This is a genomic window from Nocardiopsis alborubida, from assembly GCF_012396365.1.
Taxonomy (GTDB): domain Bacteria; phylum Actinomycetota; class Actinomycetes; order Streptosporangiales; family Streptosporangiaceae; genus Nocardiopsis; species Nocardiopsis alborubida.
Genome location: NZ_JAAXPG010000002.1, coordinates 111,549 through 126,796, shown reverse-complemented (window position 1 = coordinate 126,796; position 15,248 = coordinate 111,549). Strand labels below are relative to the sequence as shown.

The following is a 15,248-nucleotide window of genomic DNA, read 5'->3' as shown; positions in this document are numbered from 1 at the left end:
AGGCGGGTCACTTGGCGCGGTCAGGCTCCATGGTGAATGCGTCGCGGACATGCCGCCCCGCGCGGTGGGTGGCCGAGGCCGGGGAGCCTGGGCCGGGTTCGCGTCCCAGGAACCCGTGCGCGAGCCCACGGCCGGAGACAAAGGACGTCGGCACACCAGCTGTGAGGACACGATGCGCGAACTCCTCCCCCTGCCTCCGCAGGGGATCGTGTTCGGCGGTGACGAGAACCGTGGTGGGCAGCCCGCCCAGGTCGGAAGCCAGCAGCGGCGACACCTCGGGACGAGTGCGGTCGGCCCCGTCCAGGTAGAGGGCGAACATCCGGTCGAGCAGCTTTCTGGTGGCTTCGGCGGAGGAGGAAGGTCCTGCGGGCGGGGCTGCTCTCAGGTCCAGTGCGGGATAGACGAGTAGTTGCACGGCCAGTTTCAGCGGGTCGGGGTGGGAGGCCAGGCGCAGAGCGGTAGCTGCGGTGATCTGTCCGCCCGCGCTGTCACCGGCGACTCCTATACGGGTCTGGTCCAGGCCGAGGGCTTCGGCGTTGGCCGCGACCCAGCGGACAGCGGCCTCGGCGTCGTCGATCGCTGCGGGGAAGGGATGCTCGGGTGGTCTGCGATAGTCCACGGAGACGACGGCCGCTCCACAAGCCAGGGCGAGGGTACGCGCGACCGGGTCGTAGGAGTCGACGTCTCCGAGGACCCATCCTCCGCCGTGGAAGTAGACCAGCACCGGCGGAGCGACCCCCGTGGCGGGCAGGTACAGCCGCGCCCGCAGGCCGGCGGCGCTGAGGTCGCGCACGTGGGCCAACCCGGGTCTGGGGAGCCGGGACATCTCCTCGACGTGTGCCAGACGGGCTTGTCGGACCCAGTCCGAAGCGGTGGGGGCAGGCATGGATCTCCTTGCTGGAGGGACGGGCGCGGTGGCGGATCAGGAGGTCGGGCGATCGGAACCGTTGGTGCGGGCCACGGCGCAGGCGTCGCTCTCTTGGTCCCGGCGGCGCTCCAGCAGGACGGTGTCGCGCCAGCGGCCGTGGTGGCGGGCGATGCGTTCGCGCAGGCCGACCGTGCGAAAGCCCGACTGGTGGTGCAGAGCCAGGCCGGCGCGATTCTCGGGGAAGATCGAGGCCTGCAGGGTCCACAGGCCGCCGTCGTCAGCCTCGGTGACCTGCCGGTACAGCAGCGCCTTGCCCACACCGCGGCCGCGCGCGCCCTCGGCGACGTACACCGACGTCTCGGCCACCCCGGCATAGACCTCGCGATCGGAGACGGGCGAGGCCGCGGCCCAGCCGACCACGTGGCCGTCGGCCTCGGCCACCCAGCGGTGCCCGGAAAGCCACGTGGCCTTCAACGCGCCCACGTCGGGGGCCTCGGTCTCGAAGGTGGCGTCGCCGGTGGCGATGCCCTGGGCGTAGATCTCCCGGACCGCGTTCAGATCGGCGTCGGCCATGGCGCGGGTGGCGACGTCGGCGGGCAGGTCGGTGGGGCAGCAGGGTCGGGCATTGAGCATGCCCATGACCGCGTCGGCGGCGTGCGGTAGGCCCGTGCAGCAGTCCGGGTTGATGGCGACCCGGGTGGACGTGCCCACCTTGGTCAGGGTCACGAAGCCGACGTCGGCGAGTTTGCGCAGGTGGTGGGAGACCGTGGGCTGGCGGATGTCCACCAGTTCGGCGAGCTCGCCCACGCTGACCGATCCCGGGGTGGTGGCGATGGCGTGGAGGAGCTGGACGCGCACGGGTTCGGCCAGGCAGGCGAACCAGGCGGCATAGGTCTCGGCGTCAGTCGAGGCAAGCGAGCCTTCGGTGTGTTCGAGCGGCGCAACGGTCATGCCCTCATTATCGACGATGATCTATGGTTGCGTCCATCGATTTCCATCGATAGAGTCCTGATTCATAGACACAAGTCGATGAAACAGGAGAGGCGTCATGGCTGACGAGCGTCCCGTCGTAGTGATCGGAGCCGGCCCCGCAGGACTGGCGGCAGCAGCCGAGCTGGTCGCGCATGAACAGCCGCTCCTGGTCTTGGAGAAGGGGGGCTCCGCCGGTGCCGCGGTGGCCGAGTGGGGGCACGTGCGCCTGTTCTCGATGTGGCGCGACCTGGTCGACCCGGCCGCCGAGAAGCTGCTCATCGCCGCCGGTTGGCAGCGCCCCGACGACGCGGTCTACCCCACCGGCCGCGAGTGGATCCAGGCCTACCTGGCCCCGCTGGCCCAGGCCCTGGGTGAGCGGGTCCGCTTCGGTGCCGAGGTGACCGGGGTGAGCCGCCTGGGCCGGGACCGGGTGGTGGACGCCGACCGCGCCGAGCAGCCCTTCACCGTCCGGGTCCGCACCGAGCGGGGCGAGGAGCGCGTGCTGGCCCGCGCGGTCGTCGACGCCTCCGGCACCTGGGGCTCCCCCAACCCGGTGGGCGGCGACGGCCTGCCCGCGCTGGGCGAGGCGGAAGCCGCCGAGCGGATCTCCTACCTCGTCCCCGACCTGGCCGACCCCGACGTCCGTGCGCGGTACGTGGGCCGCACCACGGCCGTGGCCGGGCGCGGGCACTCGGCGCTGACCGCCCTGGTCGCGCTGGCCTCGCTCGCTGAGCAGGAGCCCGCGACCCGGGCCGTGTGGGTGCTGCGCCGCGGGGAGATCGGTGACGCTTTCGGCGGCGGGGACGCTGACCAGCTCGCCGCGCGCGGGGAGCTCGGGCAGCGGGCCAAGGCCGCGGTCGAGGCAGGGCACATTCGGGTGGTCACCGGTTTCCGCACCGCCCAGGTGCGCTCGGCGGGCGAAAGCCTCGTGCTCGTCGACGAGGGCGGCCGGGAGCTGGAGCCTGTGGACGAGGTGGTGGCGCTGACCGGGTTCCGCCCCGACCTGTCCTTCCTGTCCGAGGTCCGCCTGGGCCTGGATGCCACCTTGCAGGCACCCGTGGAGCTGGCCCCGCTCATCGACCCCAACCAGCACTCGTGCGGCACCGTCTACCCCCACGGCGCGGCCGAGCTCTCCCACCCGGAGGAGGGGCTCTTCCTGGCGGGGATCAAGTCCTACGGGCGCGCCCCCACCTTCCTGGCCCTGACCGGTTACGAGCAGGTGCGCAGCATCGCCGCCCACCTGGCCGGGGACCACGAGGCCGCCGCCCGGGTGGAACTGACGCTGCCCGAGACCGGAGTCTGTAGTGGAGCCGGAGTGTCCGAGGACCCCGCCGCCACCACGACTGACGCCGAGGGTTCCTGTGGTCCTGTGCCCGGGGCTGTGCAGGAGCCCGCAGCGGAGAGCAGCGGCTGCTCCGACGCCTCGTCGCAGAAGGCCGAGTCGGCCGAACCGCTCCGAGTCTCGTGACACGTGCCTCCTCCCAGGTCTCCGGCGTGCCCACGATCACTCCCACGGTCGGGGCACGCCGGGGTCTGGTGGCCTTGTGCATCACCGTGACCACCAGTTACGGGGTGCTGTTCTACGCCTTCCCGGTCCTGGCCCCGAGCATCGCCGCCGATACCGGGTGGTCCCTGACCACGGTGACCGCGCTGTTCTCCGCCTCCCAGGTCGTGGCGGGGCTGGCGGGGATCCCGGTGGGACGCTGGGTACAGACCCGGGGTCCGCGCCCGGCGATGACGGCCGCAGCCCTGCTCTCGGCTCCCGCCACAGCGGCCATCGCACTGGCACCGAACCTGTGGGGATTCGCCGCTGCCTGGCTCGTGGCGGGAGGAGCGATGGCCGGCCTGTTCTACCCGCCGGCCTTCGCCGCTCTGACCCACTGGTACGCGGAACGCAAGGTGCAGGCTCTGACGGCCTTGACTCTGGTCGCCGGGCTGGCCAGCACCATCTTCGCTCCCCTGGCCGCGCTCCTGGAGGGGGCCTGGGGGTGGAGGAACACCTATCTGGTCCTCGCGCTCGTGCTCCTCGTCGTGGTCGTTCCCCTGCACGCCTTCGCTCTCCCCCAAGACTCGCTCCCCGCCAGGGGCGAGGAGCCGACCAGCCGAGGACAGAACGCGCGCGCTGTTGTACGCACCCGGGCGTTCTGGGCTCTGACGTCGGCCCTGGCTCTGGGGTCCTTCACCGTCTTCGCGGTCGTGGTCAACCTGATCCCCCTCCTGGAAGGCCGAGGATTCGGCACGACAGAGGCGGCCTGGGCCCTGGGACTCGGCGGAGTGGGGCAGGTGCTCGGCCGCCTGGTCTACGCGCCCCTGGAACGGGGGACCGGCCCGGTCGTCCGCGCCGTGGCCGTGCTGGGGGCGTGCTCGGTGACCACTCTTCTCCTGGCACTGACGCCGGGGCCCTTGGGACTGGTCCTGGCCATCGCCGTGCTGGCAGGGATGGCACGCGGCATTCTCACTCTCCTACAGGCAACCGCTGTAGCCGACCGTTGGGGAACAGAGCATTACGCGGTCCTCAACGGCATCATGCACACCCCACTCATGCTGGCCATCGCGCTGGCGCCCTGGGCAGGCGCCGCCTTGGCGGGCCCGATGGGCGGATATCCGGCGGCGTTCGCGGTACTGGGAGCCCTGGCAATGCTCGGTGCGCTGACCGCCCTGGCCACTCGTGCCAGGAGTGAACAGGTACACCTCTGGCAGTCATCGGGGCAGGCCCGGACGGAGGTTGACAAATCTGATTCCACATAATGGGTAACAACCTCGGACTCCTCCAAAGCGAGCAGGCGGCCCCGGCGGTGTTGCGTCAGCTGGCGTCGCTGGCCCGCCCCGGCGCCCTCCTGCTCGGCACCGGCATGGACCCTGCTGGTAGCGACCCCGAGCACACCGCCTACCAGGACCGCAACAGGGCCCGGGGGCGTATGCCCGGCCAGATACGCATGCGTGTCCGGGCCGGTGTCTTGGCCACCGAATGGTTCGACTACCTGCTGCTGGACCCGCACGAACTCGAACGTCTCATCGGCCCCTCGCCGTGGCGCTGGGACACCATCCACGAGCAGGGACCCAAGTACCTCGCGGTGCTGCGCCTCGGGTGAGGGCCAGGGTCAGGCCTGGTTCATCGCCTCGATGGTCGGGCAGGGCGCGGGCACCGGTCGGCCGTGGTGGTCTCGGCAGTGGCCGCACACCATCGGTGAGCGGGCGCCGCGGGCGGTGCACCGCCACGAGCTCGAGTCCAGGTCCCAGTGATGGCGGTTGGTGTCGAGGTCGACGTTGCGGCCGCACTCGATGCACTCCCGGTCGGGGGCGTGCCCCTCCAGCAGGGCGCGGGGGTGTTCAGGCACCACCCGGTGCAGAGCACGCACCGCTTTCGCTTCGGCTTTCCAGCGGGCCCCACGCTTACGGGAGTGGCCGATCTCAGCCTGCGCGGCGGACAGGGCACGTTCGGCCTGGCGGGCGCGCTGGTCGGCATCGCACACGGCCCCGACCGGGTCTTCGGGGCTGGGCGGTACTGCTGCGTGGGTGATGCCCTGGGCCAGGCGGATACTGCGCGAGGTTCCGGGCTGGCGCTCGACATAGCCCAGTTCGACCAGGCGGTCGATCTGGCGGGAGACAGCAGAGGCGCTGGCCATGCCCGCCCGGTCGGCGATCTCGCGCAGCGTCGGTGCGTATTTGTGTTCGGTGGTCAGGGCGTGGATCGCAGCCAGAATCGTTCCCTGTGTCGGGGTCAGGGGCATGGGATTCTCCCGCCTGCCTTGGTGCTGGTAGGCAGGCATAATAGGGAGCTTCGGTGACAACCAGGACACAGCGGCGAGCCCACCGGTTCACAGCAGCGAAGGGGCCTTCAGACCCGATTTTCCCGGGGTGCCAGGCCGCTGTCCTTCAGGATCCGCGCCACGGTCTGATCGAGGCTGCTGTGTTCGTCGACGATCTCCTCCACCCCGCCGGGAAGCAGGTCCCGGGGCCGCCACCACTGACGCAGCTCGGCTTCCCCGACCACCTTCGCGACAGGTTTAGTGGCATGCCGCTCCAGGGTGGTCTGGAAAGGGATGTCGAAGTAGTAGCAGTGGGCCACACCCGGGTGGTCGCGGATCAGGCGGGTGAGCATGTCCCCGTAGTGGGCAACGTAGAAGATGCCCTCCAGCACCACATGGAATCCGTAGCTCAGGGAGTGGCGGGCCATGAGGTTGATGAGTTCGACGTTTACAGCGCCTGGGCGGTCACGCTCTCTGAGGATGTCGCGGCGCACCACGTCCTGGGGGATGATCGCGAGCCCCCGCCCGTATGCGGCCCGTAGGGTCTGGGCCACGGTGGACTTGCCTGAGGCGGAGTTACCCCTCAACACCACCAACCGCGGCGCGGAAGGGGAGCCGGACGGGACCTGATCAGGGCGTTCCAACGAGGTCATGGGCGCGACTCTAACCGAGACCCCCTCTGCTCGCAGACCAGAACTGCTCTTGCAGCGCTGGCGCTGCGGGAACAGGGTCCCAGCCAAACACGGCCTCCTTCCCCGCCGTCGATTCGTTCATTTCCCGTGCTTGGCCGTGCACCGGGCACTCATTTCAGCCGCCGCCCGTCACGGTCGGCCTCGACCCGGTGCTGCTTCCTCGTCGCCTCGCGGGCCTGGTCGCGCAGCCGGATTGCGCTGTCGTGGCGCAGATCGAGATCGCCGACGCCGGCCGCGCCCCGGGCCAGGTGCTCGGTTCGGTCGGCCACGGAGTAGGCGAGCACCTGCTCGAGGACGTCAGCCGTTGACCGTACCTCGCGCAGGTCCTCGCGCACCTGGTCCAGTTGATCACCGCGGGCGGCCTCGGCGGTGATGAGGGCGTCGAGGCGGCTGGCCACCCGGCCCAGCAGCGGGTCCCGCGAGCGGAAGAGCTCGGCAGCGCGCGCGGTGGCGGCGTCGACCCCGATGCCCAGGTCGAGGTGGGCAAGCAGGAACGCGGTGACGAGGCTGGCCTGGGACAAACGCTTGGCGAAGGCCTGCGCCTCGTCGTCGGACGCGCCCGCCTCGCGCACCGCGGCGCCCCGCAGCTGCTCGCGCAGGCCGATTATCACCGCCTCGGGCAGGGCGCGCACCGTCGGCTGGCTGACCACGTCGGCGACCCTGAACGCCGTGATCGGCAGCTCGCCCCCGCCCGTCGACTCGTCGCCGGCGCGGACCGCTGCAGACTGGACGGCCTCCTGGAGATCGGTGTGCTCGAGGGCCTGACCCCGGCGGGCGTCCTCGTCGATCTGCTTGTCGTGAGCGCTGACCGGGCCCGTCATCTCGTGCTCGGGCTCGACCTCCTCGTCGGCCTGGAACGCCCCGGGCTCAGGAGCAGTTACGGTGCCCGCCTCGGAGCCAGGGGTCGCGGGGGCGCTCGCCGACGCCCCGCCGCGCTGGGCGGAGGACGCGTCGAAGCGGCCCGCGAAGTCGTCGAGCTCGTCGGCCACCGCCTGTGAGGTCTCCAGGGAGTCGGCCGCCTCGGCCTCGCGGCGGTACTGGGCCAGGCCCTCGGCCCCGCCGGAGCGGTAGGCGTCGAGGAACGAGGTGTCGACGTCCATCGCCTCGCTCGTCACCGTCGGCGTCAGGGCGTCGTCGAGCTCTCCGCCCCCGCTCATAGCTCGCCGTCCTCGTACTGGTCCGACAAGTAGGTCTCGCCCCTGGTCAGGCCGATGAGGCTGTCCAGGCTGCTGGTGAACACGCGCTCGAGGTTGGCCACGTTCGTCGACAGCGCCTTGTTCTCGTCGATGAGCTGGTTGAGCCTGCCTGTGAGGAGGTCGGGGACGTCGAAGTCGCCGTTCTCCCTACGGATCTTCTCGATCACGGCGGTGGCCATGTACTCGTTGACTGAGGGGTAGCCGCGCTTGTCGGCCCAGTAGGCCGCCCGCTCCCTGTCGGCCGAGCTCAGCCTGATCCCGACGCGCTCCCGCTCACCGTCCCGCCCCGCCTCAGACCCGGCGGCACGCCTGCGGTCCCGAGTGATCGTCACGTGTTCCTCCTTCGCCAATTCGACTGGCCTTGCAATCAATTCTAATCGTCAATCAGATGCTTATGGAAATTCGTGATGTCAATAGGTATTAGTTGCCGTTGGCAATAGAGGGAAGAGTTGCGCCTGCACGGGATTCTGCGCCTTCCATGCCCCTTCCGCCGCTCGCACTCCGGCGACTCCCGCGACTCCCGGTCGGGGCGGCGGGTGGCGGAGACCCGACGCGGGCGAGGAAAAGGGGCCCTGCGGCGCCGTCGTCGCAGGGCCCCTTTTCCTCGTTCAACGACAAGGACGACGAGTCTGCGAGACCAATCAGCTCCCTGAGCCGGGCCCGCCCGTGCTGCTCGAGCGCTGGCCGCTGCCCGCTCCGCCGGGAGCGCTCGACGGCTCCGCCTCGTCATCGTCCTCGGAGCAGTCGACCAGCGCGGCTCGAAAGGCGTCGGAGCGCCAGGTCTCTTTGTCCTCGTCGTTGGCCAGGTGCTCGGCGATCGAACCGGTGCCGATCGGAGCCCCGCCGGCGATGAAGTGCAGGGACTCCTGGCTCAGCCCCGACGTGAAGACCACATTGGCCATGCACTCGCCGGACTCGGAGTACATGGTCCTCTGCTCGTCGTCCAGGGCGAAGGAGGAGAACATCGAGACCACGCCGTCGACCAGCTCGGTCGACGAGCGGATGTCGACCTGCTCATCGACCTCGTACTTGGCCTGCAGGTCCGGCTTGCCTTGCTCGGCGGGTTTCGGCGTCTCGGGGGCCACGTAGTCCGGGGCCTCCTTCCCTGCGTCAGGGAACTGGTCGTCGACGCAGGCGTCGAAGCTCGCGCGCATGTCTTTCGACAGCAGCGCCTCGGCGTCGTCACCCAGTTTCTTTGCTCGCAGACCCTTCGCAACGGCGGCGAGGTCGTCACCGCCGATCTCGACGATGAAGGCCTGGCCAGCCTCGGACACACCTGAGTCCTTGACGGCTTCGGCGAAGCAGGCTCCCTCGTCGGAGCTCGACGGCTGGCCGTGGCCGACCAGCGCGCCGAGGGCCTCGCCCAGCTCTTCGTCGGTCACCGGGGCCGCGGTCGTCTTCGGCGGCGGGCTCGCCGTCTCCTTCGCCCCGCCGCCACAGCCGGCCAGGCCCAGCCCTGCGGCCACGAGCGCCGCCAGCGGCGCGGCGGCCATCCTCCAGATCCGTGATCCCATCCTCGTCGTCCATCCTCCATCGAACCAATCGTCGACGGTGTCGTTTCCACTGGTCTTCGAGAACATGCTATGCAATCATTCATCCATTGTGGAAGTGATTGATCAATGGAAGATGTTTGTCCTCGATCGGCTCCGCATGCACCGGCGGCCACAGCGCGAGGGGGACCAGGCGGCGCAGCCGCCTCGGAGTCCATGACGAGAGGTCCTATGTGCCTGCCGAACCGGGGGGCGGACTCCCCGGCTTGGTCACGGGGTTCGGGGGAGGGGCCGACGGAGTCGACCCGGGAGGGTCACTGCACGTTCGAACCAGACCGCTGCTGGAAGCACCCGGGGCCCGCTCTCTCCCTGTCGACATCCCGATCAATGGCGCACCGACTGCCTCCGGTTCGTACCGCTGTCCCACCACGTCCTGAAGGAACGGAGCCCACCGCTCATGACGACCGCAGCAGTCCGCGAGGACACCACCGTCGCCTTCCCCGTCGGCATCGAGCTGACCGGCAGGCTCATTCACGATGCCGAGCGCTCCGTACTCGTGCTCGAGACCGACGAGGGCCCGGAACCCCTGTCGACCAGCCTCGCCAGCTACGGCCTGTTGCCGGCCGACGGCTGCGTGTTCGTCAAGGGCTGGTCGGAGCACGCGGGCCTGGCCGAGTCCCTGGAGGAGCAGGGGCTGATTGAGATCGAGGACCGACTGGTCGTCGGCCCCTTCAGCTCCACCGCCTACGAGGTCCGGGTGCTCCTGGACTGAAGGAGGGGGCGGGGAGAGTCGATCAGCGCAGCTGATCCGGAAGCTCTCTCGAAAATGAGACCTCTCGATCGACGAAGTCGATCCGCAGGGGGCATTGGAAGGGATCAACAGCACGACCGACCGCTGTGCGAGGCCCGACTCCCGGGCCCCGCACAGCAGCTCACATGAGGAGATTGACATGACCAATCCCAACAACTTCGGCCACGCCACCGTTCGTCTCGCCGCCGACCCCGTCGCCTTCAGCAACGCCAACGGCTCGAAGAACATCAAGTTCAGCGGCTACATGGACAACAACTTCAAGTCCCGCGACGGCAACTGGGGCTCGCAGAAGGTCCCCTTCGAGACCTACATCCGCGAGACCACCGATGCGACCAAGACTCCCTTCGCCGCGATGCGCGAGGGCGACATCGTCAACATCGCCTACCACCTCGAGGACGGCTCGTACCGCGACAAGAAGACCGGTCAGATGGTTTACGCCGGTCCGAAGGTCATTGTCGACGACATCTGGTTCGTCGAACCGAAGTCCATCCGCGAGGCTCGCGCCCAGGCCAAGGCCTCCCGGAACCAGGCCCCCGCGCAGTCGGCCCCGTCCGCTGCCCCGCAGCAGCCACAGCCCGTGGTCGCTCAGCCTGCGCAGACCGTCCAGCAGACTCCTGTCGCGGTGCCCGCTCAGGCCCAGCCGCAGCCCGCCGCCGGCCAGCCGATGGCCGTGCCCGCTCGGGTCGCACAGGCCCAGGGCAACGCCATAGTCAACGAGCTTCCGTACTGAGTCGATCGGCCGCGCCGCTGCCCGGTGCGAACCCGCTGAGCACGCCTGAGAGCCCCGGTCACGGAGCCAGCGCTCCGTGACCGGGGCTCTTTCTTTCCCGGGCTCGCCGTCAGATCGCCCGGCGCCTAGCCGCGGACCGGGCCACCCTGGCCGGTCTGCGAGCCGACGAGGAACCCGGCGAGGCGATGGCCCACGCTGTCGCCACCCTGGGGTTCCTCCAGAATTCCCTGCACACCCAGATCACCACCCAACCAGCTGATCAAAGGCAAAACCATGAACCGCACTCAATGCTGGATCTTGCAAGACGCTGCGGGCCATCACTACACCCAGTCCCGGGTGACCGAGGTCGTGGAGCACTTCCCCACCCAGGAGAGTGCCGCCTCCCACGGTCGCTACTGGGCTCCGACGTACACCCCGGTGCAGCTGCCGTACTACTGCTACCTACTGGAATGTGACTGTGATGGTCCTGATGTAGAGGGCTGCGCCTCCCCCGACCACACCGCTGAGAGTGGCTGCGTCAGCCTCATGCATGGCCACGACGAGGACGATGCCCGCGCGCGGGCGCTGGCCGGTCTCTGGGAGGAGGCCAGCACCGACCGTGAGGGGCGATCGCTCCTGGTGTGCGACTCCTGTGCATGACGTTTCTGGACTCCATAGCCCCTGTTCGGCATGGCGGATTCCAACGGTCGTCGCAACACGTGAAGTTAGTTGGCCGCCTGGAGGAGCTTAGCGAGACGCTCGGCTGGTGTTTCCCAGCCGAGCGTCTCGACAAACGTGCTCAGGACCCGCAGACAAAACCACACGAAAGGACCGCTTCGCCATGCACACCACACAGGACACCTCCACCGCGCAGCGCAAAACCCTGATCGACGCCCGCCGCGCCAGCGAGCTGGAGACCGCGATGGCCGGTGAGCGGTGATGGTTGAGCTGGCGCGCGGGGACCGGGTGCGCATCACCCGCACGACCCCGTACGGGACCTCGGTGAGGACCGGCCAGATCGTCTCCGACATCACCCACGGCGGCTTCATATTCGCCGAGGACGGAGCGGGAACAGGGGCGATAGTCACCGACGAGACCTTCGCTGAGTACCTGCGCACAACCTGGAAGGTCGCGGGCAGCCAGGTCACCGAGGTGATCACCTAAGCCGACCCACGGTGCCTGTATCGATCTACGACGTAAAGGTTGGCGGAGGTTGTCCAGTCGTCGAGGTCGGCATGACCGACAAGTTCCCCCGACTAACCCTGCGGCGAGGTCAACAACCTCTGCGTCGCGCTCGGCGTCGAGGCGCCCGAACCCTGACACCAGACCTCCGTGCGATCAGCTGATCAAGGCCTTACCGAACCCATCACCGAAAGGGGCTGACATGCCCATCATCACGTTCCTGTTCACCGCCTGGCTCTACATCTCCCTGGTGATTGGCGTCGTGACCGGTCTCGGCTACTTCTACTGGTGGAACCTGTGCCGCCAGGAGCCCACGGAGAACCGCGTCGCCATGCGGCGCTCGTGGGCCGGCCGCGTCCGGCTCACCCTGACCTGGCCCGCCCACGTCGCCCGCTTCATCTCAGCCCTGGCCGCTGACATCAGAAGCGCGGGCCGGGCAACCACCGAGACGAAGAAGTCCCGCGACCATCGCTGACGCGAAGAGCGATCGCGAGGTGCTGCTACCCGGGGGAACCCCGCCCATCGCCGGGCTGAGGCAGCCCGGCGATGGGCGCAGTGCCGGGGCCACAACCCTGCCGCGCATGACCACGATGGGACCGGCTGTGACCGAGCCACGCATCGCTGGTCGGGGATGACCGAGCGCAAGCCGCTCGCGGCAGCGGTGGGCCCATCGTTGACGAGATCGGAGCCATCCATGACCGTGCCCGCTCATGGCCTGGAACGAAGAGTCCCGCGGTCTCGACAAGACCGTAGCCGACCGTGCTCTGACCGTTGATGACCCTTGGCTGCCCACCACCCGAGCTGTCATCGGCTCGTTCCCCACGCTCACGTCTGCGGCTACCTTGGACGCCTTCCGTGATACCGACGACGGGGAGTTCGTGATCATGGCGGTTGTCGACAGCAGCGATGAACCCTGTTCCTGGGAACCGGTATTGATGACTGCCACCGCTCTGAGCGCTGATGACGCCAAGGAGGCGGTCGAGCTATGGGGCGAGGTGACTTGATTCGGCGTGGTCATCGCTCTGGCCCGGGCTCTGGCGCACGCAGATCTTCCGCTCGCGCGCGAGGGCACGGGCCCCACTGTTTTCGTCCCCGGGCCCGGTTCGTACATGGTGGTCACCACCCCGCCGAACGGTCCGCTGGTCGACGATCCGGACCAGCATGCGGGTCCGTGGGTGCTCCTGGATGAAGACCCCATGGAGGACGAGGCGCGGGTGGTTCACGACTCCGAGGCTTGTCACCGCACTTCTCGTGCTCGTCAGGCTCGGCGCAGCCGAGCTCGGGAGCTTCTTCGTAAAGACGTCATCACCCCCGGGAGGCCGTCATGACCACGCGCATCGCCAAGTCCGGCGACGAGGTCGAAGCCGTCTCGACGAAGGCCCGCCTGAACAACCGACCCCAGCAGAAGGCCGACAAGGAGCACTGATCACCATGGCATTCACCCGTCCTTTCACCGAGACCGCAGAACAGGAGCGCGAGCGTCTGGCCTCCGCCGCGACCGGCTCGAAGACCCACGCGCTGTCGACGCTGCCCGTGACCATCCTCGAGTGGCCCCAGGACCTGCTCATCGAACTGCCCTGGAGGGTTACCGGGGAGAGTGAATACCGCGTCGTCGTAGTGCCCTTCCAGTTCCACGCCGAGACCGAACCGGCCATTGGCCGCCAGCGCGAGCCACGGCCGCGCAAGCGCCACTCCGGCTCGTGGGACTGCATCGTCGTCGCCTCCGACCATCCCGCCTACCCCGTCGGCGGCCACCGCCTGAGAATCCCGGCCATCGAGATCGTGCGCGGTACCCAGATCTTCATCTGAAGGAAAACACCATGTCCGACCACATATGGACCAGGGCAGCACTGCACGGACGGGGGCCGATGCGGCCGTCGCGGCCAAGTCCGACGCACGCGAGGTCCTCTACGCCCGGTGTGACTGCACCTGGACCTGGGCCTGTTCACTGCCACCTGTGCAGCCCGGAGGAGCGATTCCGCCGACGTTCCGCAGGGCTCGGCACAGCCTCGCCGGGGTTTCCCCGAAGAAGATCTTCACCGCTTCCCTGGACGGGCGATGCAGGACCTCGTGCCGAACTACCGCACGAGGACGCGCCGCGACTGCGGTGCGAGCGGCTCGAGTCCGTCTGGGGTCACCACCATTCCGATGCACGACCATCACTTCGGCGCTCTAGCTCAGCGGTAGAGCACTCGGCGTTCTGACTGCCCGCGGTTCGACTCCGCATCGCGACCACCGGGAGGGCAGACCCAGGCGACAGGCCCGGCGCAGGGCGACGCACGAGAGGTCGCGGGTTCGATCCCCGCGAGCGCCACGGCACACAACCACCAGGAGGACCACCTTGCCCGCCCCCATGTTCACCGGCCAGCTTGGATTCCTGTCGAACTTCGACACCACGTCCTTCTTCGTCTCCCAGCTCAGCACGGACGTGCCGTCCGGAGAGCACGCCTTCAACGCACTGAAGACCCTCTGTGACGCCGAGCGCCGCCACGTATTGGCTGCCCCGACACCAGGGGAGAGCAAGAGGCGCGGACGGCACGTAACTCTGCGGCCGGACTGGGATACCGGAGTACGCGTCTGGGCAATGCAGCGAGTGCTCATGGCGAAGTTCTCCGTGCCCGAGCTCAGCGCCAGGCTCCAGGCCACCGGATCACTCCGGCTGGTCGAGACCAACCGCTGGCACGATCAGTTCTGGGGCGACTGCTTCTGCGACCGGCACGCTCAAACCGTCGGCCAGAACATGCTCGGCGAATTGATCATGGCCATTCGCGCCCACCAGCGGGTGAGCTAACACGACGAGCTCATCGCCGCGTCCCTGCTGTACGACAGAGAAGCCTCCCCGCCAGCAACCACGGTTGCTCTGGCGGGGAGGCTTCCTTTTTTTCTCCACGAGGGCCTGGTTGGAGGCCCGCGTGGACCCGTGCCCCGGCCCCGTCACGGCGACATCGGCCCGGGGGCCAGCGTCGTCGACGCCCCGAGGTCACCGACCAGGAAGCCGCCGACGACCAGGGCCACGGCGGAGCCGCCCATGACCACCAGCGCGAAGACGATCGGCCGCTCGACGTAGATCCGCTTGATCCTGTCGATCAGGCCGGGTCGCTTCTCACCGCCCTTGTCCTCGTCGTCCATTGCTCCGTTCCTCTCTGTCCGATCCGTCATCGCTGGGTTCGCAGTCCGCTCGCCAGCGGCACCTTGAGGTCGCCGATCATGAGCATCGCGCCCATGCTCTGCAGGGCCGCTTTCGAGCCGAGGCCGGCCGTCGTCGAGGACGCGACATCGACGGCGATACGCGGGACGTCGATGACTGACATCAGCCTGGCCGGTGATCGCCATCGCCGCGTTCCACATCCGGGCGGGCAGCTCGACGACGCTCGACAGCGTGTGCCCGGTCATCTCAGCCATCCGCCCGGCCGTGTAGATCGGCCCGCCGCGTGTCACGGCTTGGTTTTTGAGCGGACCCGTCCGCGGTTGTCCGGATCTCATGACACCGTAAGTCTATTCAATGATGATTTAAATGAGGAGTCCAATTGCGATTTGGTCCTCAGGTCGAACGGCGCGAAAACGCCCGGCCCTCGTCCC

The 15,248-nt window shown here is 68.8% G+C and carries 20 protein-coding genes and 1 tRNA gene; 12 read left to right on the top strand and 9 right to left on the bottom strand.

The window, feature by feature from the left end; all coding sequences use genetic code 11:
• Positions 1–7: 7 nt before the first annotated feature.
• Both HGB44_RS02825 and HGB44_RS02820 read right to left on the bottom strand, forming a co-directional pair.
• Complete coding sequence (locus HGB44_RS02825; RefSeq protein WP_082768373.1) at positions 8–886, bottom strand: alpha/beta hydrolase; 879 nt, start codon at positions 884–886, stop codon at positions 8–10.
• A 36-nt stretch (positions 887–922) separates the two neighbouring features.
• Entirely contained in the window at positions 923–1,819 is an 897-nt protein-coding gene (locus HGB44_RS02820; RefSeq protein WP_061080743.1) for a helix-turn-helix domain-containing GNAT family N-acetyltransferase, read from the bottom strand.
• 97 nt (positions 1,820–1,916) lie between these two features.
• Between HGB44_RS02820 and HGB44_RS02815 the strand changes: the two genes are divergently transcribed.
• The 3 genes from HGB44_RS02815 to HGB44_RS02805 are packed head-to-tail and all read left to right on the top strand — an operon-like array spanning position 1,917 to position 4,932.
• Positions 1,917–3,308, top strand: coding sequence for an NAD(P)-binding domain-containing protein (locus tag HGB44_RS02815; protein WP_061080742.1), 1,392 nt, complete (start codon positions 1,917–1,919; stop codon positions 3,306–3,308).
• A 26-nt stretch (positions 3,309–3,334) separates the two neighbouring features.
• Positions 3,335–4,588, top strand: a complete 1,254-nt coding sequence (locus HGB44_RS02810) for an MFS transporter (RefSeq protein WP_082768372.1) — start codon at positions 3,335–3,337, stop codon at positions 4,586–4,588.
• The gene (locus tag HGB44_RS02805) at positions 4,588–4,932 is read left to right on the top strand and encodes a hypothetical protein (protein ID WP_061080740.1); all 345 of its coding nucleotides are present in this window, start codon (positions 4,588–4,590) and stop codon (positions 4,930–4,932) included. The genes HGB44_RS02810 and HGB44_RS02805 overlap by 1 nt, the downstream gene beginning before the upstream one ends.
• 9 nt (positions 4,933–4,941) lie before the next feature.
• Here HGB44_RS02805 and HGB44_RS02800 read toward each other — a convergent pair whose 3' ends face one another.
• From HGB44_RS02800 to HGB44_RS02780, 5 genes are all read right to left on the bottom strand, one after another.
• Positions 4,942–5,571, bottom strand: a complete 630-nt coding sequence (locus HGB44_RS02800; protein WP_061080739.1) for a LexA family protein — start codon at positions 5,569–5,571, stop codon at positions 4,942–4,944.
• A 107-nt stretch (positions 5,572–5,678) separates the two neighbouring features.
• Positions 5,679–6,242 carry an AAA family ATPase gene (locus HGB44_RS02795; RefSeq protein ID WP_061080788.1) on the bottom strand — a complete coding sequence of 188 codons (564 nt, stop codon included), beginning with the start codon at positions 6,240–6,242 and terminating at the stop codon, positions 5,679–5,681.
• A 149-nt stretch (positions 6,243–6,391) separates the two neighbouring features.
• On the bottom strand, positions 6,392–7,438 hold the full coding sequence (locus HGB44_RS02790; protein WP_061080738.1) for a hypothetical protein: 1,047 nt from the start codon (positions 7,436–7,438) through the stop codon (positions 6,392–6,394).
• Positions 7,435–7,809, bottom strand: a complete 375-nt coding sequence (locus HGB44_RS02785) for a hypothetical protein (protein ID WP_210751113.1) — start codon at positions 7,807–7,809, stop codon at positions 7,435–7,437. Before HGB44_RS02785 ends, HGB44_RS02790 begins: the two co-directional genes overlap by 4 nt.
• A gap of 309 nt (positions 7,810–8,118) precedes the next feature.
• Positions 8,119–9,057 (bottom strand): hypothetical protein, encoded by a 939-nt coding sequence (locus tag HGB44_RS02780; RefSeq protein ID WP_168443912.1) that lies wholly within the window; start codon positions 9,055–9,057, stop codon positions 8,119–8,121.
• A 367-nt stretch (positions 9,058–9,424) separates the two neighbouring features.
• On the opposite strand from HGB44_RS02780, the gene HGB44_RS02775 reads away from it, so the two are divergent.
• The 9 genes from HGB44_RS02775 (at position 9,425) to HGB44_RS02735 (ending at position 14,460) form a co-directional block, all read left to right on the top strand.
• Entirely contained in the window at positions 9,425–9,739 is a 315-nt protein-coding gene (locus tag HGB44_RS02775) for a hypothetical protein (RefSeq protein WP_061080736.1), read from the top strand.
• 178 nt (positions 9,740–9,917) lie between these two features.
• The gene (locus HGB44_RS02770; protein ID WP_061080735.1) at positions 9,918–10,508 is read left to right on the top strand and encodes a hypothetical protein; all 591 of its coding nucleotides are present in this window, start codon (positions 9,918–9,920) and stop codon (positions 10,506–10,508) included.
• Between the two features lie 297 nt (positions 10,509–10,805).
• The gene (locus HGB44_RS02765) at positions 10,806–11,147 is read left to right on the top strand and encodes a hypothetical protein (protein WP_061080734.1); all 342 of its coding nucleotides are present in this window, start codon (positions 10,806–10,808) and stop codon (positions 11,145–11,147) included.
• Between the two features lie 279 nt (positions 11,148–11,426).
• On the top strand, positions 11,427–11,651 hold the full coding sequence (locus HGB44_RS02760) for a hypothetical protein (protein WP_061080733.1): 225 nt from the start codon (positions 11,427–11,429) through the stop codon (positions 11,649–11,651).
• Between the two features lie 220 nt (positions 11,652–11,871).
• Positions 11,872–12,144, top strand: coding sequence for a hypothetical protein (locus HGB44_RS02755; RefSeq protein WP_061080732.1), 273 nt, complete (start codon positions 11,872–11,874; stop codon positions 12,142–12,144).
• Positions 12,145–12,379: 235 nt separating this feature from the next.
• Entirely contained in the window at positions 12,380–12,673 is a 294-nt protein-coding gene (locus tag HGB44_RS02750; RefSeq protein WP_061080731.1) for a hypothetical protein, read from the top strand.
• 427 nt (positions 12,674–13,100) lie between these two features.
• On the top strand, positions 13,101–13,478 hold the full coding sequence (locus HGB44_RS02745) for a hypothetical protein (RefSeq protein WP_061080730.1): 378 nt from the start codon (positions 13,101–13,103) through the stop codon (positions 13,476–13,478).
• A 357-nt stretch (positions 13,479–13,835) separates the two neighbouring features.
• Positions 13,836–13,983, top strand: a tRNA-OTHER gene (locus tag HGB44_RS02740).
• A 27-nt stretch (positions 13,984–14,010) separates the two neighbouring features.
• Positions 14,011–14,460 (top strand): NADAR family protein, encoded by a 450-nt coding sequence (locus HGB44_RS02735; RefSeq protein WP_168443911.1) that lies wholly within the window; start codon positions 14,011–14,013, stop codon positions 14,458–14,460.
• Between the two features lie 143 nt (positions 14,461–14,603).
• Here HGB44_RS02735 and HGB44_RS02730 read toward each other — a convergent pair whose 3' ends face one another.
• Positions 14,604–14,798, bottom strand: a complete 195-nt coding sequence (locus tag HGB44_RS02730; protein ID WP_061080728.1) for a hypothetical protein — start codon at positions 14,796–14,798, stop codon at positions 14,604–14,606.
• A 26-nt stretch (positions 14,799–14,824) separates the two neighbouring features.
• Positions 14,825–14,980 carry a hypothetical protein gene (locus HGB44_RS02725; RefSeq protein ID WP_168443910.1) on the bottom strand — a complete coding sequence of 52 codons (156 nt, stop codon included), beginning with the start codon at positions 14,978–14,980 and terminating at the stop codon, positions 14,825–14,827.
• Positions 14,981–15,248 lie beyond the last annotated feature (268 nt).

Coding starts and splice junctions, on each gene's coding strand:
- HGB44_RS02745 (WP_061080730.1), top strand. CDS start 13,101: ATGGCATTCACCCGTCCTTTCACCGAGACCGCAGAACAGGAGCGCGAG.
- HGB44_RS02780 (WP_168443912.1), bottom strand. CDS start 9,057: ATGTTCTCGAAGACCAGTGGAAACGACACCGTCGACGATTGGTTCGAT.
- HGB44_RS02760 (WP_061080733.1), top strand. CDS start 11,427: ATGGTTGAGCTGGCGCGCGGGGACCGGGTGCGCATCACCCGCACGACC.
- HGB44_RS02825 (WP_082768373.1), bottom strand. CDS start 886: ATGCCTGCCCCCACCGCTTCGGACTGGGTCCGACAAGCCCGTCTGGCA.
- HGB44_RS02775 (WP_061080736.1), top strand. CDS start 9,425: ATGACGACCGCAGCAGTCCGCGAGGACACCACCGTCGCCTTCCCCGTC.
- HGB44_RS02790 (WP_061080738.1), bottom strand. CDS start 7,438: ATGAGCGGGGGCGGAGAGCTCGACGACGCCCTGACGCCGACGGTGACG.
- HGB44_RS02750 (WP_061080731.1), top strand. CDS start 12,380: ATGGCCTGGAACGAAGAGTCCCGCGGTCTCGACAAGACCGTAGCCGAC.
- HGB44_RS02800 (WP_061080739.1), bottom strand. CDS start 5,571: ATGCCCCTGACCCCGACACAGGGAACGATTCTGGCTGCGATCCACGCC.
- HGB44_RS02815 (WP_061080742.1), top strand. CDS start 1,917: ATGGCTGACGAGCGTCCCGTCGTAGTGATCGGAGCCGGCCCCGCAGGA.
- HGB44_RS02805 (WP_061080740.1), top strand. CDS start 4,588: ATGGGTAACAACCTCGGACTCCTCCAAAGCGAGCAGGCGGCCCCGGCG.
- HGB44_RS02820 (WP_061080743.1), bottom strand. CDS start 1,819: ATGACCGTTGCGCCGCTCGAACACACCGAAGGCTCGCTTGCCTCGACT.
- HGB44_RS02730 (WP_061080728.1), bottom strand. CDS start 14,798: ATGGACGACGAGGACAAGGGCGGTGAGAAGCGACCCGGCCTGATCGAC.
- HGB44_RS02795 (WP_061080788.1), bottom strand. CDS start 6,242: ATGACCTCGTTGGAACGCCCTGATCAGGTCCCGTCCGGCTCCCCTTCC.
- HGB44_RS02725 (WP_168443910.1), bottom strand. CDS start 14,980: ATGTCAGTCATCGACGTCCCGCGTATCGCCGTCGATGTCGCGTCCTCG.
- HGB44_RS02770 (WP_061080735.1), top strand. CDS start 9,918: ATGACCAATCCCAACAACTTCGGCCACGCCACCGTTCGTCTCGCCGCC.
- HGB44_RS02755 (WP_061080732.1), top strand. CDS start 11,872: ATGCCCATCATCACGTTCCTGTTCACCGCCTGGCTCTACATCTCCCTG.